The sequence below is a fragment of the uncultured Veillonella sp. genome, from assembly GCF_900545795.1.
In the GTDB taxonomy this organism is placed as follows: Bacteria; Bacillota; Negativicutes; order Veillonellales; family Veillonellaceae; genus Veillonella_A.
Genome location: NZ_URAR01000023.1, coordinates 1 through 25,225, shown reverse-complemented (window position 1 = coordinate 25,225; position 25,225 = coordinate 1). Strand labels below are relative to the sequence as shown.

The 25,225-nt window shown below is 40.8% G+C and carries 22 protein-coding genes, 4 tRNA genes and 1 pseudogene; all 27 read left to right on the top strand.

Annotated elements, in window-relative coordinates; genetic code table 11:
- Window positions 1-161: pseudogene (gene tuf, locus QZR90_RS08890) on the top strand (elongation factor Tu); the annotation flags it as partial.
- Window positions 162-589: 428 nt separating this feature from the next.
- Window positions 590-1,132, top strand: coding sequence for a glutathione peroxidase (locus QZR90_RS08885; RefSeq protein WP_295791089.1), 543 nt, complete (start codon window positions 590-592; stop codon window positions 1,130-1,132).
- Between the two features lie 334 nt (window positions 1,133-1,466).
- A complete protein-coding gene (locus QZR90_RS08880) occupies window positions 1,467-1,925 on the top strand; it encodes a bacterioferritin (protein ID WP_295791087.1) in 459 nt (152 codons plus the stop codon).
- Between the two features lie 153 nt (window positions 1,926-2,078).
- Window positions 2,079-2,624, top strand: a complete 546-nt coding sequence (locus QZR90_RS08875) for a glutathione peroxidase (protein ID WP_295791084.1) — start codon at window positions 2,079-2,081, stop codon at window positions 2,622-2,624.
- A gap of 398 nt (window positions 2,625-3,022) precedes the next feature.
- On the top strand, window positions 3,023-4,975 hold the full coding sequence (locus QZR90_RS08870; RefSeq protein ID WP_295791082.1) for a radical SAM protein: 1,953 nt from the start codon (window positions 3,023-3,025) through the stop codon (window positions 4,973-4,975).
- Between the two features lie 253 nt (window positions 4,976-5,228).
- Complete coding sequence (gene pgeF, locus QZR90_RS08865) at window positions 5,229-6,089, top strand: peptidoglycan editing factor PgeF (protein ID WP_295791080.1); 861 nt, start codon at window positions 5,229-5,231, stop codon at window positions 6,087-6,089.
- 156 nt (window positions 6,090-6,245) lie between these two features.
- Window positions 6,246-6,932, top strand: coding sequence for a YggS family pyridoxal phosphate-dependent enzyme (locus QZR90_RS08860; protein ID WP_295791078.1), 687 nt, complete (start codon window positions 6,246-6,248; stop codon window positions 6,930-6,932).
- A 23-nt stretch (window positions 6,933-6,955) separates the two neighbouring features.
- Window positions 6,956-7,450 carry a cell division protein SepF gene (sepF, locus tag QZR90_RS08855; protein ID WP_295791075.1) on the top strand — a complete coding sequence of 165 codons (495 nt, stop codon included), beginning with the start codon at window positions 6,956-6,958 and terminating at the stop codon, window positions 7,448-7,450.
- Between the two features lie 12 nt (window positions 7,451-7,462).
- The gene (proC, locus tag QZR90_RS08850; protein WP_295791073.1) at window positions 7,463-8,263 is read left to right on the top strand and encodes a pyrroline-5-carboxylate reductase; all 801 of its coding nucleotides are present in this window, start codon (window positions 7,463-7,465) and stop codon (window positions 8,261-8,263) included.
- 39 nt (window positions 8,264-8,302) lie between these two features.
- Entirely contained in the window at window positions 8,303-9,088 is a 786-nt protein-coding gene (locus QZR90_RS08845) for an RNA-binding protein (protein WP_295791071.1), read from the top strand.
- A 15-nt stretch (window positions 9,089-9,103) separates the two neighbouring features.
- Entirely contained in the window at window positions 9,104-9,703 is a 600-nt protein-coding gene (locus QZR90_RS08840) for a DivIVA domain-containing protein (RefSeq protein ID WP_295791069.1), read from the top strand.
- Between the two features lie 192 nt (window positions 9,704-9,895).
- Window positions 9,896-10,555, top strand: coding sequence for a bifunctional precorrin-2 dehydrogenase/sirohydrochlorin ferrochelatase (locus QZR90_RS08835; RefSeq protein ID WP_295791067.1), 660 nt, complete (start codon window positions 9,896-9,898; stop codon window positions 10,553-10,555).
- Complete coding sequence (gene hemA, locus QZR90_RS08830) at window positions 10,509-11,786, top strand: glutamyl-tRNA reductase (RefSeq protein ID WP_295791063.1); 1,278 nt, start codon at window positions 10,509-10,511, stop codon at window positions 11,784-11,786. The genes QZR90_RS08835 and hemA overlap by 47 nt, the downstream gene beginning before the upstream one ends.
- Before the next feature lie 5 nt (window positions 11,787-11,791).
- Window positions 11,792-12,727, top strand: coding sequence for a hydroxymethylbilane synthase (gene hemC, locus QZR90_RS08825; protein WP_295791060.1), 936 nt, complete (start codon window positions 11,792-11,794; stop codon window positions 12,725-12,727).
- A complete protein-coding gene (gene cobA / locus QZR90_RS08820; RefSeq protein WP_295791057.1) occupies window positions 12,727-14,259 on the top strand; it encodes a uroporphyrinogen-III C-methyltransferase in 1,533 nt (510 codons plus the stop codon). Before hemC ends, cobA begins: the two co-directional genes overlap by 1 nt.
- Before the next feature lie 41 nt (window positions 14,260-14,300).
- Window positions 14,301-15,275 (top strand): porphobilinogen synthase, encoded by a 975-nt coding sequence (gene hemB, locus QZR90_RS08815; protein ID WP_295791054.1) that lies wholly within the window; start codon window positions 14,301-14,303, stop codon window positions 15,273-15,275.
- Window positions 15,276-15,499: 224 nt separating this feature from the next.
- A complete protein-coding gene (gene hemL, locus QZR90_RS08810) occupies window positions 15,500-16,807 on the top strand; it encodes a glutamate-1-semialdehyde 2,1-aminomutase (protein ID WP_295791052.1) in 1,308 nt (435 codons plus the stop codon).
- Between the two features lie 16 nt (window positions 16,808-16,823).
- The gene (locus QZR90_RS08805) at window positions 16,824-17,180 is read left to right on the top strand and encodes a hypothetical protein (RefSeq protein ID WP_295791049.1); all 357 of its coding nucleotides are present in this window, start codon (window positions 16,824-16,826) and stop codon (window positions 17,178-17,180) included.
- Window positions 17,180-18,526 carry an MATE family efflux transporter gene (locus tag QZR90_RS08800; RefSeq protein ID WP_295791047.1) on the top strand — a complete coding sequence of 449 codons (1,347 nt, stop codon included), beginning with the start codon at window positions 17,180-17,182 and terminating at the stop codon, window positions 18,524-18,526. Before QZR90_RS08805 ends, QZR90_RS08800 begins: the two co-directional genes overlap by 1 nt.
- 321 nt (window positions 18,527-18,847) lie before the next feature.
- Window positions 18,848-19,729: a prephenate dehydrogenase/arogenate dehydrogenase family protein gene (locus tag QZR90_RS08795; RefSeq protein WP_366208664.1), complete on the top strand. Its 882-nt coding sequence runs from the start codon at window positions 18,848-18,850 to the stop codon at window positions 19,727-19,729.
- Window positions 19,730-19,766: 37 nt separating this feature from the next.
- On the top strand, window positions 19,767-21,989 hold the full coding sequence (locus QZR90_RS08790) for a nicotinate-nucleotide--dimethylbenzimidazole phosphoribosyltransferase (protein WP_295791041.1): 2,223 nt from the start codon (window positions 19,767-19,769) through the stop codon (window positions 21,987-21,989).
- Window positions 21,990-22,204: 215 nt separating this feature from the next.
- Complete coding sequence (locus QZR90_RS08785; protein WP_295791038.1) at window positions 22,205-23,107, top strand: LarC family nickel insertion protein; 903 nt, start codon at window positions 22,205-22,207, stop codon at window positions 23,105-23,107.
- 280 nt (window positions 23,108-23,387) lie between these two features.
- Window positions 23,388-23,462, top strand: a tRNA-Gly gene (locus tag QZR90_RS08780).
- Between the two features lie 5 nt (window positions 23,463-23,467).
- Window positions 23,468-23,543 (top strand) — tRNA-Asn (locus tag QZR90_RS08775).
- Window positions 23,544-23,545: 2 nt separating this feature from the next.
- Window positions 23,546-23,620: transfer RNA gene (locus QZR90_RS08770), tRNA-Glu, on the top strand.
- 4 nt (window positions 23,621-23,624) lie between these two features.
- A tRNA-Val gene (locus QZR90_RS08765) sits at window positions 23,625-23,700 on the top strand.
- 207 nt (window positions 23,701-23,907) lie between these two features.
- A complete protein-coding gene (locus tag QZR90_RS08760; protein WP_295791036.1) occupies window positions 23,908-25,113 on the top strand; it encodes a M20 family metallopeptidase in 1,206 nt (401 codons plus the stop codon).
- Window positions 25,114-25,225: the final 112 nt, after the last annotated feature.

Below are 25,225 nucleotides of genomic sequence, written 5' to 3'. Positions count from 1 at the left end.
TCAATCTTCCAGAAGGCACAGAAATGTGTATGCCTGGCGACAACATCACTATGAATATCGAATTGATCACTCCAATCGCTGTTGAAGAAGGTTTACGTTTCGCTATCCGCGAAGGTGGCCACACAGTAGGTGCTGGTGTTGTTACAGCTATCGAAGCATAATTAATTTACATTTGTAGTTAATATAAATTAAATAATTGCACTTCAAAAAAAGGCTAGTTTTATTTGTAAAACTAGCCTTTTTTGTATTTAAATGGTGGAAGTGACTGTGAAAGCTAAAATTGAGTGGTGGGTAGATCGTTTAAAATAGATACTTTTGAGACATTATGTGTGTAAGTGTTTGAGAGTAGTGTACAACTCAGACTCAAATAAAATTTTATAAATTCGGTTTTATCTTTAAACTCAAAATATTTTGAAAAAGTAATATGGGTTCATATATAGGAAAAATTTGTTTTGTCACAAAATTTAATTGACAACAATCAAATTGATTTTTTTCGACCTATCGTTTATAATAGTTATTAGGACTTAAGAATCACCTGCATTGCGAAATTTTCGCAAGAGGCGTATTTTTATTAATATAGGAGGCTATTATGAGCGTATATGAGTATAGTGTAAAAGATAAAGCTGGCAAAGATGTGTCTTTAAAAGATTATGAAGGCCAAGTATTAGTGATTGCTAATACAGCTAGTAAATGTGGTTTTACACATCAATATGAAGGGTTAGAAGCTCTATATAAAGAATATAAAGATAAAGGGTTTACAATTATTGCAGTACCTTCCAATCAATTTGAAGAACAAGAGCCTGGCGATAATGATGAAATCCAACATTTCTGTAAATTAAACTATGGCGTTACATTCCCTGTAATGGGTAAAACTGAAGTTCGTGATGGTGGCGCTATTCCTTTATTCCAATATTTAACTAAGGAACAAGGCTTTAAAGGCTTCCATGGCAATAATGTAGAATCTATGGATTTCTTAAAAGATGAATATCCTCAATTCCTTGGTGATGATTCTATTAAATGGAACTTTACTAAATTCTTAATTAACCGTAAAGGTGAAGTAGTAGATCGTTTTGAATCCAATGTAGAGCCAGAAGAAATGAAAGCTCAAATTGAAAAGCTATTAGCTGAATAATTACATATCCTTAATGAATAGAATGCAAAAAGCTGCTGTGGAGCAATCCATGGCAGCTTTTTGTTATTTTAAAACCTTGGTTTTATGTGCTTTTTTTAAACATTTAAAATAAAACAATTAAATTGCATAAAATTTAGTTGACATAAATATAAAAGTTGTGTACAATACAATTACAGACAAGATAATCGGTTATTAAATGAAAGAAATAAGTAGTAAACATTGTTTGAATTTAATTTGTAAGTAAAAGTAAGCAAAGAAATTAAGTAGAAGTATTAAGTAAAATTTATAAAAGTTATAAATCATAGGTAAAAGGTTAAAAAGGAGTTAGATTATTATGAACAAAAGAGAACAAGCTGCAAAACATTTTCAATTATTAGTAAGTGCATTATCTGCAGGTGCGTTGCACCATGAAATTCACGGTCATATTTTTGCTAGTCAAGGATTTAGCAAATTAGGCGATAAGTATAAAGCGCATGCCGCGGAAGAACGTGAATTCGTTAGCAAATTTATTAATCGTTTGTTAGATTTAGGCGTTGTAGTGGAGCAGCGAGCTGCTGAGCCAATGCCAGTATTTGAAAACTTTGAAGAATACTTAAAGCATGATTTAGATGTACAACAAAAGGGGATGGCTTTCTTAGAAAGCATCGTTTCCTTAGATCAAGTTGATATCGGTAGTTATGATATTTTAAAAGAGTACTATTTAGATGAGGAAGAGGACTTAAACTGGTCTCAAGCACAAGTAGAACTAATCGAAAAGATTGGCATCCAAAATTATTTAGTTCAACAAATTTAATATAGCTATTAAGAGGATTTGATAGGAAATACAATATAGTAAAAATAAGTAGCAAATGTAGTATAGCGAATACAGTTAGCTAATAAATAGAAAGGTAGCTCTATAATCAGAAGAGCTGTAGAGCTACCAAATAGTTGAACATAGGAGGTTCACATGAGCGTATATGAATATAGTGTAAAAGATAAATCTGGCAATGATATTTCTATGGAGCAATTTAAAGATCAAGTACTTGTGATTGTTAATGTGGCTAGTAAATGTGGTTTTACACCGCAATATGAAGGCTTAGAAGCTTTGTATAAAGAATATAAGGAGAAAGGCTTCTCCATCATAGGTGTGCCATCCAATCAATTTTTAGAGCAAGAGCCAGGAAATAATGAAGAAATTCAAAGCTTTTGCAAGTTAAACTATGGCGTAACCTTCCCGATTATGGGCAAAGCTGATGTACGCGGAACCAATGCTATTCCTTTGTTTAACTATTTAACCTCACAACAAGGATTCAAAGGATTTACTGGGGAAAAAGCCGATTTTATGGATTCTTTCTTGCAAAAAGAATTCCCTGAATTCTTAGGCGATGATTCAGTAAAATGGAATTTTACAAAGTTTGTAGTGAATCGCAAGGGCGAAGTGGTGGCTCGTTTTGAGCCAACGGTAGAACCTGAGTCTATGAAAGAAACTATTGAGACGCTACTTGGAGAATAAGTAGGCGTTTACTGCTAGCAACTTATTGTTAAAACTTATTGTTGTTTAAATAGATAGAATATTTCGCAGAATATGGACTTGTTAACAGACTAAAAACTTCTTCTGAAGAACTGTGTTTGTTGGCAGTCATACAAAAATCCCTCCCGGAGAATTAGGCTCCGTTTATATAGATGGCTACACTGAGTGAGCATGCCTCACTTCGGTGTGGCCTTTTTGTTTTATGGAATTCAAAGTGCATAGGCTGGGTAAGTGAAATGGGAGAGCTTTTTCTATTATATGCGATTCGTGATATAATAAATAATTAATAGCAATTCTGAGACTATTTTTTATATATAAGTTGAAGGATACAGAATGCTGATAGTTTGATGGTAGAATGAGTACTTGTAAGGAGGCCGGTAGTGAATAGAAATGATATCATAAGTGCCCTACAAGACTTGCGGGCCAAAGAATATAGTCGTGTGGCATTTGATGCACACAAACCGTTTAAAGTAGGATTGGTGTATCCCAATACGTATTTTGTGGGCATGAGTAATCTAGGGATGCAGATTATTTATGAAGAGTTAAATGAACGTCCTAGTAGTGTGGCAGAACGATATTTTTTGCCGAATCTTAAAGGTTTGAAGTATTATGATAAGTTTCGCTTGCCCCTTATGAGTGTGGAAACACAGCGTCCTTTAAATGAGTGCCAATTGGTTGGCATAGATATAACTTTTGAGATGGATTATTTTAATATTCCTATATTATTGAAATTGGGTCGCATCCCTGTACAACGGAAGCATCGTATTGAAAAAGACCCTATCGTTATCGGTGGCGGACCCTGTGCCACCTTTAATCCAGAGCCGGTGTCGGACTTCTTTGATGCCTTTTTAGTGGGCGAAGGGGAAGGGCTCATAAGCCGCATGGCTGCCGTTGTGGAAGAGGGACGTGCCACCAGTGCTCCGCGTCTAGAAATATTAGCGAGATTGCATGAGTTAGATGGCGTATATGTGCCACATTTTTATGAACCGCTATTTAATAAGGAAAATCAATTTATAGGCTATCAATATACAGGAACTCAAGTTGAGGCATCTGAGGGTGATATAGAGCTTTTAGCTAGCGAGACTATAATATCACAAGTTGAAAAGTCAATAGACTGTCAAGAGGAAGAGCCTTTACCAGCTCAAACGGAAGGGACTATAGGGGCTGAGGCGGATACGGCTAGAGAGAGTGAAAATCACTTAGATGGGAAAGTGGTAAACTCAAATGCGGTAAGCTCGTCAATGGATTCAAACATGAAAATGGTTAAGCGTCATTGGCAACCGCTTGAGCGACTGGGAGAAACTGTGGTGGCAACAGATTACACTGAATTTGGTGCTATGTACATAGTAGAAGTGGCACGCGGTTGTGGGCGTCATTGTCGCTTCTGTATGGCAGGCTATTGCTATCGAACTCCGCGAGTGCGTCAGCTTGAATTGTTAAAGGCTGGTGTGGATCGGGCCGCTGAATTGGGCAAAAAAGTAGGTCTCATGGGAGCCGCCATTTCAGATTATCCTGAAATTGATGAATTAGTTACCTATATACGTTCAAAAGGACTCCGTTATTCTTGTGCCTCTCTTAGAGCAGATTCGCTAACTCAAGATGTGGTAGATGGTTTGGCGGCCAGTGGGCAACAGACTATTACTTTGGCTCCAGAGGCGGGTAGTGAGCGATTGCGAAGAGTTATCAATAAAGGCATATCTGATGAAGCCCTCATGCAGGCTGTAACATTGGCGGCGAAGGGTGGCATTCCTCATATTCGTCTCTATATAATGATTGGTTTGCCAACGGAGACAGATGAAGATATAGAGGCCATTATTAATATGGCAGAGACTATATATGCCCATATGGTTGAGGTTGGTTGCAAAGGCCGACTCACTTTGAGTGTAAATCCTTTTATTCCTAAACCTTTTACACCGTTTCAATGGATGCCTATGGCCGATCAAAAAGAAGTGAGTAAAAAGCTCAATCATATAAAGAAATCCTTGCAGAAGAATCGCCGTATTGAAGTCCTCGTGGAATCACCTAAAGAAGCGTATGTTCAAGGCGTATTGGCCCGTGGTGACCGTCGCTTAGGCGCTGTTTTGGTGGCCGCTGTAGAAGCTGGCGGTGCACAGGGAGCGGCTAAACAATTTAAGCAAGCCTGCAAAGAATTGGGCTATCCTTTCGAGGAGGAGCTATATAGAGAACGTCAACTTGATGAGGTCTTACCTTGGTCTATGTTAGATATGAACTTAAAGGCTGATTATTTAGCTAAAGAATGGGAGCAAAGTCTAAATGAAGCCTATACAGCACCTTGCATGCCTCATTGTAAGCGTTGTGGTGTATGTGAGTAATTATTGAGGGCCGAGAGCAGTTCATAGGTACCTGTGAGCACGCGCTGTTGTGCCGATGCTTTAAGGCGTAGGCCTTCAGTTTGGTGGGCGTTGGCTGTTAAAAGCTGTGTAGGTTAGGCAAAGGCATTTGATGGTTGTTGGTGAGAGCTTATTAGATGTAAAGCTTACGTTAGAAAAGTACAGGCTTTGTTGGCTAGGATTGTTGGATTGCTTATGAGCATAACATAAGTAGTAGACATGGGAGGTGGAGTATATGGAGCCACTTAATAGAACGATTATTCGCGAAGGAGGCGGATTTCCAGGGAGACCCTTTGAGTTTGAATCAGCAGCTAATTTGACCGGATTTCCTCTTATGCATGGTGTGACACGTCGCTTTGGAGGCGTTTCACAGAAGCCCTTTGACTCTTTTAATTTAGGCTTGCATGTGGATGATCAAGTGCAAGCTGTGGTGGAGAATCGTCGCCGTTTAGCAAAACATTTACGGGTAAGACTAGAAGAGTTGACTTGTGCTAAGCAAGTTCATGGAATTAGTATTGCGCAAGTGACGGAATTTAATCGAGGCTATGGTTCCACTAGTTTACAGCAGGCGATTCCAGATAGCGATGCGATGATCACTAATTTACCTAAAACACCTTTACTCTTATTGGTGGCTGATTGTGTGCCAGTCTTATTTTATGACGTGCGCTATCATGCTATAGCTGTCGTTCATGCAGGCTGGCGGGGGGCTATTGGACATTTACCAGCCCTCACTTTAGATGCTATGGCTGAGGCTTATGGTACTAGTGCCGCAGATTGTTATGCTTATTTAGGGCCATCTATTCAGGCCGATTCGTTTGAAGTGAGTGAAACCTTGGCAGATCAATTTCGCAAAGAAACGACACGCCCTAATGAAATTGTGTATTATCGTTATCGCAGTGATAAAGAGATAGAGACACCGCGTGTAGATTTACAACAATTTATAGTACATGACTTACTAGATAAAGGGGTTCCTTTACGTCAAATTACCGTTAGTGGTACGGACACTTTGACCTCGCCTAGTTGCTATTCTTACCGCCGAGAACATGGCAAAACAGGTCGTATGGCTCTGTTTGCTATGTTAAGTGCTCGACCATAAGGGCGTAAGATATATAAATTTTTGCTAAATAAGCGGTAAAATGCAGATAAATGAAGATAAATGCTATACATCACAATCTATATATTATATAATAAGAACGCATGAAAGTAATTTTTAGAAATGCACAATCAGAAATGGAAAATATGGGAGGTAAATATGATTGAACAGGCATTAGCTACTGTGCAAGAACGTATAAAAGTAGCAATGGCAAAAGCTGGTAGAACTGATACAGTTCAATTAGTTGCTGTGACGAAAAATCATCCCGTATCAGCAGTTGAAAAGGTTGCTAGCTTGGGGATTACGGCAGTCGGGGAGAACCGAGTGCAAGAAGCAAAAGAAAAGATTATGACCTACAATGGCCCTGCTATTGACTGGCATTTAATTGGACATTTGCAGATGAATAAAGTGCGCCAAGCAGTTCCGCTTTTTACGCTTATCCATTCTGTAGATAGTATTAAACTACTAAATGAAATCAATAAAGTGGCAGCTAAGAATGACAAAGTGCAAAACATTTTACTTCAAGTAAATGTAGCCGAAGAGGCGAGTAAAACTGGCCTGACGGTAGATGAATTATCAGGGGCTATTGAACATGCTAAGACATTGCCTAATGTTCAGGTAAAAGGTCTTATGTGCATGGCGCCATTTTTTGATAATCCAGAAGAGGCACGACCTATTTTTAGAGAGGCATACGCTTTATTTGAAGATATGAAATCACAATTTCCAACAGGGCAAATTGAACATCTTTCCATGGGGATGACTCATGACTTTGATGTAGCCTTGGAGGAAGGGGCAAATATAATTCGCGTTGGCACAGCTATTTTTGGAAACCGCGTATATTTTTAAGAGCGGTCTAGGAGGATACACAGATGAGTTTGTTAAAAAACTTTAGAGACATGTTCACAACTAATACTAACGATCAATATGAAGATGAAATCTATGATGATGGCGAAGGCGTAGAATACGACGAGCCAGAACATGTAACCCAGACTACTACTAATACTACTAATTCCGCATTTCGTGCGGCGAGACCAGCAGGAGGATATAATAGCGTGGCACAACGTTCAACAGCAATGAGACTAGTTATTATTGAACCAGTTGACTATGAAAAAGATTCTCAAAACATTGCAAATCAATTGCGCGATATGCGTCCAGTAGTGCTTAACTTTGAAAGCACTGAAGAAAGCCATAGAAAACGTATTATCGATTTCATGAGCGGTGCAACATATGCTCTAGATGGAACAATTAAAAAAGTTGGCGAAAAAATCTATCTTTGTGTTCCTTCCAATGTGACTGTTGATAGCACTGAACAAAATTATGCTGATTTAACTGAATCATTAGCCTGGAAGGAGCCTCAATTATAATAGGAGGTCCAGATGTTTGGTAAAACCTTATTTGTGGGAGCAGGAGCTATGGGGGGCGCCATTTTACGTGGTGCCATTACAAGTGGCTTGTTGACTAAGGAGACTACTTATGTAGTAGTTAAGTCAGAACTACATGCCACTGAATTAACTGAAGAGTTAGGGGTTAGTGTGGCCACTACAATTCCAGATCTTAGCACAGTAGATACAATTATTTGGGCATTAAAACCGCAAGTATTACCTACTGTATTGCAACAAGTAGAGGGCATTGTACCAGAAACCGTATGTATTTCTGTAGCGGCTGGTATTACCCTTCAAAGTCTAGAAGAATTAGCACCTCAAGCTGTTTGGTATCGAGCTATGCCTAATACGCCAGTTGCGGTAGGAGCTGGTCTTACAGCCGTTACAAGTGGCACTAAAGGAACTGTCAATTTAACAGAACAAGTGGCTGAGTTGTTTGATGCTATTGGTGAAACCGTCATTGTATCAGAGGCTGACTTAGACCGCTTGAGTGCTATATCTGGCTCTGGCCCTGGTTATGCCTATGTGATTATGGATGCCTTAGCTGATGCGGGCGTACGTATTGGTTTGCCGAGAAAAGTGGCTATTAAGGCGGCTGCTCAGACTTTATATGGTGCCGGTCTTATGGCTTTAAAAACAGGCTCTCATCCTGCTGCTTTGCGCGACCAAGTAACGTCCCCTGGAGGGAGTACTATTGCCGGTATTGCCGCTATGGAACAAGGTGGCTTGCGCTCTTCATTACATGAGGGGGTAGTGGCTTGTTACGAACGGTCCTTGGAGTTAGGTAAAAAATAAGGACTTTTTACTACATATTTTTTAGTTAGGAACGATAGTGTGAAGGATAGAGAAAAATTAATTCGATACTTTGAAGCGTCTGGTAATGGTGAACAAGCGCGTCGCATGCTCGATTTAGCAGAGCAAGTTGTGGCGGGCAAACCATATCGGGTAACGGAGTTTATGTCGCCTGCAGGTCTTGTTATTGCAGATGCCATAAAAGCTAATTTACCGCAGTTGCGCGTAGCTTCTGAAGGGGGCTATGAAGGTGCTGAACGCTTGCGTGTCGCTTTTATTGAACGCAATTTTCAAGGCACTGTAGACTTTGGTGTGCAGGCCCTAAAAATATCTTGGGATCCTCGATTTCGCTTATTAACTCATCGCGATGTACTCGGTTCCTTGATGGGACTTGGTATTGAGCGCGAACATTTTGGTGATATTATCATGCAAAATGGTGGAGCTCAACTTATTGTAGACGCTACGATGGCAGACTATGTAAAGCAGAACTTTACTAAAATTGCTATGGTATCGGTTTCAGTTGAAGATTTGCCATTAAGTGAAATTCTTCCTAAGGAAGAGAAGATTAAAGAGATACGAACTACAGTAGCTTCATTGCGCCTAGATGCGGTAGCATCATCTGGCTTTAGCTTGTCGCGCACAAAACTTGTGAGCTCTATTAATGCAGGTTTGGTGCAGGTGAATTGGCAAGAGGCTAAAGGACCAGCACAAGAAGTTAAAGAAGGCGATATTATTTCCCTACGTGGTCGTGGGCGGATGAAAATTGAAGCTATTACTGGTACATCTCGCAAGGGTCGTATCGGCGTTTACCTTAAACGATTCATGTAATTAGGAGGGATACATATGATTACACCAATGGATATTCATAATAAAGAGTTTGAAAAAGGGTTCCGTGGATATAATAGTGATGAAGTAGATGCTTTTATGGCGGAATTGGTGGGCGATTATGAAACTTTATATCGCGATAACCGTGAAATGACTGATAAAATTGAGTATTTAGAAAAGCGTTTGGCTCAATATGAACAAATGGAAGAAACCATGAATAATACATTGGTATTGGCTCAAGAAACGGGCGAAAGTGTTAAGACAGCAGCTCGCAAAGAGGCTGATCTTATCATTCAAGAAGCTGATCAACAACGTAAGCAAATTCTTGAAGATGCAGAGCGTTCCTTGCGCGAAGGCCAAGAGAAATATGCCATTATTCGCAATGAAATTGCCGTGTTTAGAGCAAAGATGGAGTCTATTTTGACATCCCAATTACAAATGCTAGACGGCTGCGTTTTAGGCGATAGTAAAGTACCTGTAGAAACAGCACAATTTGATATGCCTACTGAAGAGGCAACTGAAGCAACTCAAGCAGCTTCCGAAGGTACTGAAGACATCATTGAAGATGCTGAAGCAACTACAGAAGAAACTATTACAGACGCTAGTGAAACAAAATAATTTAACATGAGATTATCAATCGGCTTGAGTATTTCAAGCCGTTTTTGATATTATTGCAAATGTTTTATCCATAGTTTGCAAATATTTTAATAATATTATTGCAAGAAGTTTGCCAATAGACTAGCAAAGAATTTGTCATTAGTATTGTAAATCCTTTAGCAAATGTTATTGCAAATATTTTAGGAGGCCTTTATGGTTACGATGGGTTTTAATATGAGAAATCAACCATGTGTCGTCGTTGGTGGCGGCAAGGTGGCGGAGCGCCGTATTCGCGTGTTATTAGAAGATCAAGCGCAGATTACAATTATTAGCCCTAATGTAACAGCGACTATACAACAGTGGGCATTAGAACAGCGGGTTGTAGTTTATGAATCAAAGTTTACAAGTGCTCAGGAAGCACTCTTGAGTAAGGCCCGTTTTGTAATTGCAGCTACTGATGATGAGGTAGTAAATCAACTAGCTGCTTCCTTAGGTCGCAAGCATAAGGCCTTTGTAAATCGAGTGGATAATCATGAGGATTGCGATTTTACTTTTCCTGCCACACTTGTCATAGGTGAGCTTGTTATTACTATTATGACTGGGCGGGTTAGTCCGAGATTAAATCGTTTACTCAAAGAGCATATAGAAGAGAACTATAAGCAAGTAGCTGATGTGTTACCTAAGCTTAAGCAATATCGCCAAGAAGTTAAAGCGATATTGCCAACAGCAGCAGAGCGTGAAGCCTTTTGGGCTTCACAATTAGGAAGACACGAACTAGACATGATTCTCAGAGGTGAGTGGAAAAGAGTGGAGGAACAGATAGGAGATGCAATTAGTAGTATTAGGTTTAAACCATCGCAGTGCACCCGTTAATGTACGAGAACTTTTTTCCTTTGATAAAACAGAAATGGTAGAGGCCTTAAATCATGTATATGAGCATGAAAATGTGGCTGAATGCGTATTATTATCTACCTGCAATCGTACAGAATTATATGCTGTGCTCGAAGATGTAGCTGAGCCTAAGCAGTTTATGTTAGATCTTTTAAAACATCTAAAAGGAGCTGAGGAGCTTACCGTTGATGGCAGTTGGTTCTTCCTCTATGAGGGCGCTGAATTGATGCACCATTTATTTAATGTGGCAGCCAGTTTAGATTCTTTAGTATTAGGGGAAGGGCAGATTTTAAGTCAGTTGAAAGTGGCTTATATTACAGCCTACAGCCGTGGTTTAACAGGCCCTATTTTTAATATAATCTTCCAGCGTGCTATTAGTGTGGGGAAAAAAGTCCGCACTGTAACAGGCATTGCTAATACACCCGTATCCGTTAGCTATGCAGCGGTAAATTTAGCAGAAGACTGTTTAGCAAAACCTTTGTCAGAGGCTAAAGTGCTGATTTTAGGGGCTGGTGAGATGAGTGAGTTGACAGCTACTCATTTGCAGGCTAAAGGCGTAAAAAGTATTTTTGTATCCAACCGTACGTATCATAAGGCGGTGGCACTGGCTGAGCGCTTTGGCGGAGAAGCTGTAAACTTTACGGAGTATATAGAACAGGCTAAAGAAGCCGATATAGTAATCACTTCAACGGGAGCACCACATTATATTATTGACACTAAAGCGGCTGAGAAGATTGCATCGGGTCGAAAAGCTAATCCTATAGTCATGATTGATATTGCCGTGCCACGAGATATTGATCCAGAGGTGGCACAGGTAGAAGGGGTGTACTTATTTAATATAGATGCCTTGGAAAGCGTTGTAGAAGCTAATAAAGCACAACGAGCTAAAGAGGCGGAAAAAGCAAGACCTATTATTGAAGAAGCCGTGAGTGATATTGAGCAAAAATTACAATATTTATCGGTTCGCCCGATGATGGTATTGTTAAGTGATAAAGCGGAACGCATTCGCAAGCGTGAACTTCATCGCGCTATGGCCAAGATGCCGGAAGCAGATGAAAAGACGCGACGCATTATGGATAATATGTCCCGCATGATTATCCGTAAATTATTGAGAGAACCGATGATTCGCTTTGGCGAAATTGCGGGCAAAGAGGAAGAACAAGAATACTGGAGATTATTCCAGGACATGTTTGACTTGGAAAAGGAGAAGTAATCTGTATGAGACAGCATATTCGCATTGGTACGCGCAGTAGTGCACTTGCTCTATGGCAGGCAGAATTTGTAGCGTCAGAATTAAAAACATTATATCCAGATTGCTCAGTTGAATTAGTACATCATAGTACTAAAGGTGATCGAATTTTAGAGAAACCTTTGGCAGCCATTGGGGGCAAAGGACTGTTTACAGAAGAATTAGAACAAGCGATGCATGCTGGGGAAATTGATTTGGCCGTTCACAGCTTAAAAGATATGCCTACAGATTTACCTGAAGGCTTGACTTTGGGGGCTATTACAAAGCGTGCCACACCTTGTGATGTATTAGTATCACCTAAATATAAAACCTTGGAGAATTTGCCCCAGGGGGCAAAGGTCGGAACTAGCAGCTTGCGTCGTCAAGCGCAACTTTTGCATCAACGACCTGATTTAAACATCGAAATGCTCCGCGGCAATGTGCAAACTCGTTTGCGCAAGCTAGTGGATGAAAATTTTGATGCCATAGTACTCGCTGAGGCGGGGTTAACTCGACTTGGCTTAGACGAGCATATTACGCAGGTCTTTACTGTAGATGAAATGATTCCAGCCGTAGGCCAGGGCGCATTAGCTATTGAATGCCGCAGTGATGATGAAGAGATGCTCCGCATGCTAGCACCATTAAATGACGAAGACACAAGTTGGTGTACTAAAGGGGAGCGCAGTTTCTTACGCCAATTAGAAGGAGGCTGCCAAGTTCCTATGGGTGTACATGGAACTATCCATAAAGGGCAATTAACGATTAAAGCCCTCATTGCCTCCCTTGATGGTAAAAATTGCTATGAAGGGGAAATGACAGGCCCTTGTCAGACCGCTGAAATTATTGGCAAAAATCTTGCTAAAGCTCTATATGAAGAAGGTGGCAAGCATATAATCGAAGATTTAGTGCATAGGGGGATTTTATAATGGCAGGCATTGTATATTTAGTAGGTGCAGGGCCAGGCGATTATAAACTCATTACCGTAAAAGGCCGCGAATGCATTGAAAAGGCGGATGTCATTGTATATGATTATTTGGCCGATGAAAAATTGCTTAAATGGGCTAAGCCAGAAGCGGAGATTATTTACGCTGGTAAACAGTGCAAGCATCATACGTTTACACAGGATGAAATTAATGCCATGCTCGTGAAATATGGTAAAGCTGGTAAAGTGGTGGCTCGCTTAAAAGGTGGCGATCCTTTAGTCTTTGGCCGTGGCGGTGAAGAAGCATTAGCTTTAAAGGAAGCGAATATTCCCTTTGAATTTGTGCCCGGTGTGACCTCAGCAATTTCAGCGCCTGCTTATGCAGGCATTCCCGTGACACAGCGCGCAGTAGCGACCTCCTTTGCGATTGTAACAGGCCATGAGGATCCTAAGAAAAATGAATCCGGTATTCATTGGCAAGGTTTAGCTACCTCTGTAGATACGATTAGCTTTGTCATGGGGGTTACGAATTTGCCCGTTATTTCGGCGCGACTCATTGAATATGGGCGACCTAAAGATACGCCGGTAGCCGTTATTCGCTGGGGTACTAAGGCCAATCAAGAGACCTTGGTCTCTACTTTAGAAACTGTAGCTGATGATGTGGCTAAAGCTAAATTAAAACCACCGGCTTTAGTAGTTGTTGGCGAGGTAGTAAAGTATCGCGATGCATTGCGATGGTTTGACAATAAACCTTTATTTGGTAAAACCGTTATGGTCACTAGAGCCCGAGCGAAGGCCAGTGTATTGACTGAACGGTTAGAAGAGTTAGGGGCTCAAGTGATTGAGGCCGCAGCAATAAAAACACAGCCTCTAGCCCTTGATGAGAGCACTAGTGAAACCTTACTTAGTGCTGAGCCATATAAAGTGGTTATATTCACTTCCGCTGAAGGAGTACGTTATTATTTTGATGCTTTACATGGCCTTGGAAAAGATAGCCGTGTACTAGGGACAGCTAAACTTTGTGCCATCGGTACAGGTACGGCCAAGGCTTTGGCGGACAAAGGCTTATTAGCTGATATTGTGCCAGTCGATTACAAAGCTGAATCAGTAGTAACAGCGGTTAGCTCTTATGTAAAAACAGGTGATAAAGTATTATTAATTCAACCTAAAAAAGCGCGAGCTGTTATCCCAGAAGGTTTAACGGCCCTAGGTGTACAGGTACATACTGCTCGATTGTATGAAACAGTGCTCGATGAATCGCAGGCTCAAATTATGCAAGACGCGCTAGCTAAGGGTGAGGTCGATTGCATTACCTTTACGAGCTCCTCCACAGTAACTAATACACTTGGCTTACTAGGGGCAAAAGGGTTGGAACTATTAAGCTCTGTAAAGATTGCTTGCATTGGACCTATAACAGCCGCAACTTGTGTGGAGCAAGGCTTGGAACCGGATTTAATTAGTGAAGTACATACAATTCCAGCCTTGGTGGAGGGAGTTCAGAAACTTTTGACTCATGATGAGCCTATTAACATATAAAGATGTATTAATTTTTAGTATATAAGTTAGGAGATTGTATTATGTTGGATTTAACATATCGTCCACGCCGTTTGCGTACTAGTGCTTCAATGCGCGCGTTAGTGCAAGAAACGACTCTTAATGTAGAAGATTTAATTTACCCTATTTTTGTAGTTCCTGGAGAAGGCGTGCGTGAGCCAATTGACTCTTTGCCTGGGCAATATCATCTATCCGTTGATGAAGCGGTAAAATTAGCAAAGGAAATTTATGATCTTGGTATTTTAGGTGTAGAAGTTTTTGGCATTCCAACATATAAAGATGAACAAGGTTCTTCCGCGTGGGATATGGAACAACCAGTGCAACAAGCCATTGCGGGGATTCGAAAAGAAGTACCAGAGCTCATCGTGATTGGCGATGTATGCTTATGTCAATATACAACAACCGGTCACTGTGGCTGTGTTGAGGATCATACAGTAGTGAATGATGAAACATTACCACTTTTAGCACAAGTGGCAGTAAGTCAAGCTAAGGCTGGTGCACAAGTGGTGGCGCCATCAGACATGATGGATGGTCGCGTAGGCGTTATTCGCACAGCCCTTGATGAAGCTGGTTTTACTGATGTGGCTATTATGAGCTATAGCGCTAAATATGCTAGTGCTTATTATGGTCCATTCCGTGATGCTGTTCATTCTGCACCAGAGTTTGGGGACCGCAAAGGCTATCAGATGGACCCAGCTAATCGCTTAGAAGCTTTGCGTGAAATTGAACTTGATATTCGCGAAGGGGCGGACATGATTATTATGAAACCAGCTCTTTCTTATTTAGATATTATTCGTGAAGCGCGCGATAATTTTGATGTACCTTTGGCGGCTTATAATGTAAGTGGTGAATATGCCATGATAAAAACAGCGGCAGCACAAGGTTTAATCGATGAAAAACGCATTGTATTAGAAACCTTACTCTCTATGAAGCGCGCTGGTTGTAAAATGATTATTACTTATCATGCCTTAGATGTGGCTCGCTGGTTGCGTAAGTAATTAGAATTTTAGTCAAAAAATTTAGTTAAGAATTTTAGATAAGCATTTTAGTTATATGTCAAAATAATTACTAAATTAGGAGGGCTATGGGCCGGGCAACTAATTAGTAGCAAGCCCGATATAAAGTCCATAAAGCTTCTTATAAGGTCTGTTATAAGGCCTTGGCGCAAAGGCGTATAGTGTAAAATTGAGTTAGGCTGTGTGTTATAAATAAGGAGACGACTATGTATACATTGGAAAAATCAAAGCAGGCTTTTCAAGAAGCTAAAGTATATATGCCTGGTGGCGTAAACAGCCCGGTGCGTTCCTATCGCAGTGTAGGGTCAGAGCCGCCATTCATTAGCTCCGCTAGTGGTGATCGTATTTATGATATTGATGGAAATGAATACATAGATTATGTACTATCCTGGGGGCCGATGATTTTAGGCCATGCAAAATCTGAAGTAGTAGCCGCTTTGCAAGAGGCTGTACTTCGCGGTACGAGTTATGGCGCACCGACCTTACTTGAAACTGAAGTAGCTAAAAAAATTCAAGCTTTTATGCCGCATATGGAAATGGTGCGCATGGTAAATTCGGGCACAGAAGCGACTATGAGTGCGCTTCGTGTAGCGCGTGGTGTAACAGGGCGTGATAAAATTGTAAAATTTATCGGTTGCTATCATGGACACAGTGATTGCTTGTTAGTAAAAGCCGGCTCAGGCCTTGCTACATTTGGCGTACCAGATAGCCCAGGTGTTCCTGCTAGTGTAGCAGCAGATACAATTACCTTGCCATATAATGATATAGAAGCAGTGCGTGAATTGTTTGCCGCTCAAGGCGATACGATTGCCGCTGTTATTGTAGAGCCAGTGGCTGGCAATATGGGTTGTGTGCCACCAGTTGAAGGATTTTTAGAAACTCTTCGCGCTGTAACTTCCGAGCATAAAAGTATCTTAATCTTTGATGAAGTTATGTGTGGCTTCCGTGCTTCTGCAGGGGGCGCTCAAAAGAAATATGGTATTGTGCCTGATTTAACTTGTTTAGGTAAAATCGTAGGTGGCGGTTTGCCGATGGCTGTATTTGGTGGTCGCCGTGACTTGATGAGTCAAGTGGCTCCGCAAGGGCCTATTTATCAAGCTGGCACTTTGAGTGGTAATCCTGTGGCGATGACGGCAGGACTTGCGACTTTAACTCTATTGCAACAAGACCCAACTGTCTTTAAACGTGTGGAAGCAGCTACAGTAAAGCTTTGTGAAGGCCTTGTAGAACGAGCTAAAAAGCACAATATTCCTGTACAGGTTCAGTATGTAGGTTCCATGTTTACATTGTTCTTTACAGATAAACCAGTGCGCAATTTTGAAGATGCATCAGCTTGCAATATGGAACAGTTTAAGAAATTCTTCCATTATAATTTAAGTCATGGTATTTACTATGCGCCAAGTCAATATGAAAGCAATTTCTTATCTATGTGTCATATTCCACAAGATATTGAAAAAACTTTAGAGGTTGCAGATGAAGCTTTTGCTGAATTAGCGAAGGATTTAAAGGCGTAAAAGGAAGGAGCAAATTATGGTAGCACTCACTCCAGAAACTATCGCAGCTGCGCGTAAGAGTTTAGAGGAATGCCTTGAAGAAAGCGTCATTCCCAAAGAATATTGGGATAGTATTTACGATTGGCTAGAGCATACTGATGTAGAGCGCTTATATTTAGTAGGTCGCGATGCAGTTGGTGCGTGGTGGGCCTCTCAAGAAGTAAAAAAATTAGGCTATACAATTAATTTTGCTAAAAGTGCATGCCATCCAGGTAATTGGTTCCCAGAAGGTGAAACTTGGGATATGGCCAAAGTAAATGCTAAATATAAATTAGTGGCTGATTGGCAGACTTTAATTGCCAATGAAGCATTAGAAAAGATTGAGGCCCAATAATGAGAACACCGACTAAAAGCGCGAGCTTATCGGTAGTAGCCTTAAGTTGGCCGATTTTTATTGAAATATTTTTACAAATGCTCATAGGGAATATTGACCAATTTATGATGAGTCATTATTCCCAGGAGGCCGTAGCGGCCGTAGCGAATGCGAATCAGATTATGAATATCTTTATCATGCTGATTATCGTTATGAGCACGGCCAGCACGATTTTAATCGCCCAATATTTAGGGGCGAAAAATCCGGATAAGATTAATGAAGTAGCCACTGTGAGCGTCGCCTTTAACTTTGTATTCAGTAGCGTAGCTGCTTTATTCATTGTTGTGTTCCATCGGTGGCTCTTTGAATGGCTTGGCGTTCCTCCAGAAATTATGGAAGAGACGAGTCTATATATGACTATAGTGGCCTTTAGTATTCCTATTACAGGTGTATATACGGCTTTTGTAGCTATGTTTAGAGGCTATTCCTTGCCGGTTATTACTATGTGTGTTGCGTTTGTAATGAATGTATTTCACATCATTAGTAACTGGATTCTTATCTTTGGTTGGGGCTTTATTCCGTCTATGGGGGTCTTTGGTGTATCCATGTCGACTTTCATCAGCAAAGGCGTAGGGCTCTTATTAGTGTATTATTTGTTTAAAACACAATTACCGATTACTATTTCGTGGTCCTATTTGCGACCATTCCCAAAGGATATGTTAAAGCGTTTACTCCATATTATCATTCCATCAGGTGGCGAAACTTTATCATATCAATTATCACAGACGACCATTATGAAAATGGTCAACATTTTTGGCATTGTTGTTATTAACACAAAAGTATATGCCTATATAATTTCCATGTTCTGTTATATGTACACCATAGCCTTGGCTAATGCGGCGCAAATTATTGTAGGATTTTTGGTAGGAGCTAAGCGAGAAGAAGAGATTTCTCGTCGCGTGTGGCGCACTATGTGGCTAGGTATGGCGATTAGCGTGGGATTATCAACATCATTTTATTTGGCTTCAGATTTTATCTTCCAATTCTTTACGAATGATCCAGAGATTATTTCCTTAGGTAAAACGATTTTATTTATTGAAATTTTCTTAGAAATTGGGCGTTCTGTAAATATTATCATGGTGCAGTGTTTACAAGCTGCCGGTGATATTCGTACCCCTATGATTGTGGGTGTCTTTGGCATGTGGCTCTGTGCTGTTAATCTATCCTATATTTTCGGTATCTGGCTTGGCTGGGGACTGGTAGGCATTTGGATTGCTATGGACATAGATGAAGGCGTGCGCGCTCTTATCTTTGTATGGCGCTGGTATAGTGGTAAATGGAAAAATCGAAAATTAATAGAAGTATAGGTTAAAATTGCTCTATTATTAGGCGAGGGCTCTCTTATTCGTCAGGGGGTCAATAATATAGGAAGTCTTTAATGGTAGGCAATAATATAGGCAGTCTTTAATGGTAGTGCGAATATGGCTTTGTTTTTTGTAGTATTTAGTTTTTAGTAGCATGTTAATAGTATTGAGCAGTACTGTAGCATAGTAGGGAGCCTTGGGCTCACGGGAGGAAAGAGAATGAGTAGAATTGTAGACATGAATAATAAAAAAAGTAATGAATTTGATGCGGTACAGTACCACGCCGTAGTGGGGAGTACAACTCAAGTGGATGTGAAAGTATCCATGGAGGAGACTCGTGGCCGCAGGACGGTGGGGATTATTGGCCTTGGCTTGATTGGGGGATCATTGGCAAAGGCTTTAACAAGTAGTACTAATTACGAAGTGTGGGGCTATGCGAGGCGTCAAGAGACTTGCGATAAAGCGCTTGCCGATGGCGGCGTGCATCATGCAAGTACAGATATGTTTGAGGTAGTAGCGCAGTCTGATATTATAGTGTTTGCCTTGCCACCGACTACAAATGGCGCCGTATTTAAGACTTGTGTAGAGCATTTTAAACCTGGTGCTATAGTTACTGATGTATCTAGCACAAAGGCCAATTTTGCTGCCGTCGTATATGAACATATTCCTAAAGGAGTCCATTTTGTATCAGTCCATCCTATGGCTGGCTCAGAAAAAGGTGGCTATGAAATGGCGAACAGCCATTTATTCTCAGGCTGTACTTGGATTGTATTAACTGATGAAGCCCAGCCTGCTTGGAATGCTGAGGCTGCCACTGAGTTAGCTGAAATGGGCGCCCACTTAGGCTCACGGGTGGAGTTTATCGCTATGCAGGACCATGATGGCTTTATGGCAAAAGTGAGTCATATGCCTCATTTATTGGCTGCTATGGTAGCTAAAGTAGCTGGCGGAGATTCACAAGGTGAACTGCGCTTGCGTTTAGCGGCCGGTGGTTTCCGTGATGTAACTCGTGTGGCGGGAGGCCTTCCATCTATGTGGTGTGAGATAATTGGGGGCAATCAGGCAGAGGTATATAAAGCCTTGGAGGATATGGAAGGGCAAATAAAATTAGTTAAAGAGATTTTGAGCAACCATAATGATGCGGAATTAGAACGCTATTTAAGCGAGGCTAAAGTTATTCGAGATCATTTTTCAGATATATCCTAATAGAAGCATCTAATGAGTGACCATAAAGGAGATTGTAATGAGTTTGTTTACAGAGACTTGTCAAAGCATACAGGGCACAGATAAAACTATTGCGAGTAAAGTGCAGGCTGTATGGGAGCGTGGTACTTTATACGGCAGTTATGGTAAATTAGTTGAAATGGTTAAGCAATATGCTATGGCGACTAATTCGTCAAAGCTCATGGAGCCTAAGCCAGCCATGGTTATTTCCTCGGCTGACCATGGGGTTGCTAAAATTGGTGTCAGTGCCTATCCACAAGATGTGACGGTGGGGATGACAAAGAATTATTTAGTAGCTAAGGGCGCTGGTGCTAATGCTTTGGGCAATTATTGTGGGGCTGATTTAGATGCCATTGATGTAGGGATTGCCGGTGATGTAAGTAATATCCCTGGCCTTCGCCACTGTAAAGTTGCTTATGGGACTAAGAATTTCCTTGAAGAACCAGCTATGACGGAAGCTGAAGCACTAGAAGCCATTGAAGTAGGTATTGCCTATGTAAAGGAAAAGGTAGGACAAGGATACAATGTGTTCCTCGTTGGTGAAATGGGCATTGGCAATACCACAGCGAGTGCAATTATTACGGCTAAGTATGTAGGTCTTACAGCTGATGAAGCAACTGGTAGAGGGACTAATATTTCTGATGAGCGCCTAAAGGTGAAAACGCGCGTAGTTCAGGACGCGCTACATAAATATAGTCATATTCCGCCTAGCGATGGGCTTGGCGTATTGCAGGCTGTAGGTGGCCTTGAATTTGCTTGCATAGTAGGGATTATCTTAGGTGCTGCAGCTCATAAGGCCTTGGTTATTTTAGATGGCTTTAATACCACTGCCTGTGCTTTAATAGCTCATGCTATAGCACCAGTGAGCATGGAGTATGTAATGGCTTCCCATCTATCAGCTGAGAAGGGGCATAGGAAGGCCTTGGAAAAATTAGGCTTAGAAGCCTATGTAACGTTAGGACTTTGTCTAGGCGAAGCTTCAGGTGGTTCCGTACAAATGGGCATGCTAAAATTAGCTGTTCATATGCATAATGGTTTAGAAGCATCTTTAGAAAAAAACTTAGAAGGATCTTTAGAAACTCATGTAGAAAGGCCTTTAGACTCGAATATGCCGTTAGAAGATTCGGCGGCAAACATACCTCCACTAGCGCTAGCTAATAATTCGACGAGTCAAGAAAATGGATTCACACCTGTAGAAGACTTAAAAACAGAAGCTATGAAATTATGCCGTGAACGAGTAGATAATTTAACTAAGCCTTTATATAGTTTGGCTAAATTAGAAGAGATAGCTGTTCAATTGGCGGGGATTTTTAATAATGAGCGACCAAATCATCTTGCCATGGGAAGTATTATCTTTGCTGGTGATACGGCCGTTGATGGTCCGCAAAATCACACTAAGGGTCTTGAATCCAAGGCTGTGGTGCAGCAGTTAGGGGCTGGATTAAGACCGACTAATGCATTGGCACAATCGCTAGATGCTAAATTATATGTAGTGGATGTAGGTCTTGAGGCTAATACAAGTGAGTTACCTGGTATTATTCACAAAAAAGTAAGCTCAGGAGGACGCTTCTTCGGCTTCCATGAAGCCTTTACTGATGCTGAAGTTGATGAGCTTCTTACTGTTGGTAAAGATATGGCTAATCAGGTAGTGGCTGACAATGTAGAGGCTATCGCTTTAGGTACTGTAGGGGAGCGGAATTTATTAAGTGCATTGGCTTTAACCAAGGCCTTTACTAAATATGATATGACTGAACTTTTGACTGATAATGAATGCACTTTATCGATTCGCGAAAAAGCGGAGCGCTTAACGCAGACCATGAGTCGCTATAAGGTGGACGAGGCCAGCCCTAAAGAGGTATTAAAGGCGTTAGGTTCACCTGAAATCGTTGCTTTAGTAGGTTTTATTTTAGAAGCGGCAGCACAGCGTCGCGCATTAGTCTTTGATACAGCTGTTACTGGTGCGGCTGTATTAGCAGCAGCTCAGATTGAGCCTAAGATATTGCAATACGTTTTCCCATCTGTTGCCTATAATGAGCCAGTGCATAAGGCACAAATGAAGTTCTTAGGGCTACAGACATACTTAAATTACAACTTAGCTATTGATGAAGCGGTGGGATCTTGCTTAGGCTTATCTGTTATAAAGGCGTCTTTACATATGTTAAATGATATGAAAACATTTGGTGAGGCGGAAGTTACTGTTGCAGAAGATGGCCCAGGCAATATATTGCAAGATGGCCGTTAGTCAGAGGTTTGTTAATAAGTTAGAAGACAAATTAGAAATAAATTAGCAAATAGACTAGCAAATAAGTGAGTTAAAAATAGTGAATAAGTTGCTAAAAATTAGTGAATCGATTGGTAAATGAGTTAGGCCTTAAGTTCGGACTTAAGTTAGGAATTAAGGAAAAAGTCACCTTGAAGGCTAAGCTTTTATAGGGCAGAAAGGTAGGATAGTAGGGAATGAAAACATTACATGGTTTGTGTATGTCTGGCATTAGTGGCAATATGATAGTAGGGGCATTACTAGATTTTGGTGTTCCTTTTAAAGAGTTTCAAAAGGGCATACAGAAATTGAATCTAGGCGGCTTTACACTTGTTCTAGAACAAAAAGAAAAACAAAATGTAGTGGGAACTTACTTTGATGTAGTATTAGATGAGCTGTCTACGAATGGACATACACATGATCATAGTCATAGTAACAGTCATGCACATAGTCATGGCAAAGGACATACACATAGCCATGGTCATTCTAAGGCGCATGCATTGTGGCATGCTATAACAGGTACGAGTCATAATCATGGTGAAAATCGCGGTTATAGTGAAATTAAATCCTTGATTGAGCAAAGTGATGTATCTAGTTGGGTGAAGTCAAAATCTATTGAAGCCTTTACTCATTTAGGTAAGGCCGAGGCTAAAGTTCATAATGCTACATTGGAGTCTGTACATTTTCACGAAGTAGGCGCTATTGATTGCATTATTGATATTGTAGGCACAATGATCTGTTTAGAGCATTTAGGTGTAGATTCTATCCAGTTTTCACCGCTTCATGTGGGCCAGGGAAAGGTAAAATGCGCGCATGGGCTCATGGATATTCCTACGCCAGCTACAGCAGAGCTATTAGGCGCTTTTCCAACCTATACTACGCCGGTGCAGGGGGAACTTGTGACACCGACTGGAGCAGCTCTAGTGAAGACTTTACATAAAGAAGCCTATGGCATTTTGAGTGAACAAGAGATTCAAGAAAAAGTACTTTATATGATGAATAAGGCAGAACAGGCAAAACATAAGGGCTTAGGTCTGGGAAGTATGGATTTACCTATTCCTAATGTGTTTACCATTTATGAACCAAGGTATGAAGGCTAATTGTTTTGAATTAGCAAGACAATCATAGACAATAATATAAGACCAGGGTAATAAGATAAGAGTAATAAGACAAGAGCAATAAGATAATAGTACGCGCTGAATTTGTACAATTTGTTACAGATTTGGCGCGTAAAATTTTTGTAAAAAAGGTGTTGACAGAATTATCATCAATTTGATATTATAGTAAAGCAGTCAGGGGAACTGACTAAAACCTAGTAAGTAGTTAAAAAGTTCTTGACAACTACTTATAAAGAGTGTAAAATTGTTCCTGTTGTGATATGCGGAAATAGCTCAGTGGTAGAGCACCGCCTTGCCAAGGCGGGGGTCGCGAGTTCGAATCTCGTTTTCCGCTCCATACATTCCTCGATAGCTCAGTCGGTAGAGCAATCGGCTGTTAACCGATCGGTCGTAGGTTCGAGTCCTACTCGAGGAGCCAGTGGCCCGTTGGTCAAGCGGTTAAGACACCGCCCTTTCACGGCGGTATCGGGGGTTCGATTCCCCCACGGGTCACCAATATGGACGATTAGCTCAGCTGGGAGAGCGCCTGCCTTACAAGCAGGATGTCGGCAGTTCGATCCTGTCATCGTCCACCATATTAAAAGCGGACTTCTTCGGAAGTTCGCTTTTTTGTTATGTCTAGATTATTATTTGACATTTAAATCCAAGTGATTTACCATGAATTATAGCTAAATAAATTTAGCTTTTAAACTGTGGTGTTTAATAATTTAGTTCTATACTTGTGTGGTGACTAACATAATAGGACTGTACATGATAATTAAATGAGAGAAGAGGTCATTTATATGAAAGAAACAGTATCTCCTACATTGGAAGCTGTAAAGAAATTACAAAGTGAGTTAGGCTCACAAATTATTGAATGGCGCCGTCATTTACATCAATATCCAGAAGTTAGCTTTGAAGAACAAGCGACGACTCAATATTTAGCTGGTGAATTAGATAAAATGGGAATTCCCTATGAACTCAATAAAGAGAAGAATACAGGCCTAGTAGCTTGGTTAGAAGGGCCAAAGCCAGGTAAGACCATTATGCTTCGCGCTGATATTGATGCTCTTAATGTGCTAGAGCAAACGGAGGTTGATTTTAAATCGAAATACGAGGGAAAAATGCATGCTTGTGGCCATGATGGTCATATGGCTGTTCTATTAGGAGCGGCTAAGATGTTAAAAACTTTGCAAGACTCCATTGAAGGGAAAGTGTATTTAGTATTTCAACCGTCTGAGGAAACAGGGGAAGGCGCTGAATATATGAAGCGCTTTGGCACCTGGTATGAAGAGACTGACACAGTCTTTGGCGGCCATATATGGATTGATTTGCCGGCCGGTAAAGTGTCTGTAGAAGCAGGTGAGCGAATGGCAGCGGCCCTTGAGATTAATGTGGAAATTGAAGGTAAAGCAGGACATGGGGCACAACCGCATTTAACGGTGGATGCAACAGTAGTGGCATCAGCTATTGTTATGAATTTACAAACTTTAGTATCTCGTCATTTCAATCCCTTAGATTCAGTGGTTGTAACCATTGGTAAAATGACGAGTGGTACCCGTTATAATGTCATCTCCGGCTTTGCTAAGCTGGAAGGGACAGCCCGTTATTTTAAACCTGAAATTGGGGCTGATTTACAAGCTATGATGGCTCGCATTGTGGAAGATACAGCTCATGCTTATGGAGCGAAGGCGAAGGCTTCTTTTAGACAAATGGTGCCGCCTACGATTAATAATCCGGTTTGCTCTGAATTGGCAAATCGTGTAGGCCGATCTCTGTTTGGCGAAGACGCTGTAGTTCCTATGGAAAAGACGATGGGCGGGGAAGATTTTGCCTATTATATGCAGGATAAACCAGGCTGCTTTGCCTTCTTTGGCATTGCTAATCCGGCTATAGATGCCGTGCATTCCCATCACAGTAATTTCTTTACTATTGATGAGTCAGCCTTGCCTATGGGGGCCGCTATGTATGCGCAATATGCCTTACAATGGCTTCAAGAGAATAAATAAAATATTTCTAGAAAATAATATTAGAAAATAATACTGGACAATAAAATAATTATAAAAAATAAAATACTTTTTAGATGACTCCTAATCTTTAGACGAGTTCTAAAGAGCAGCA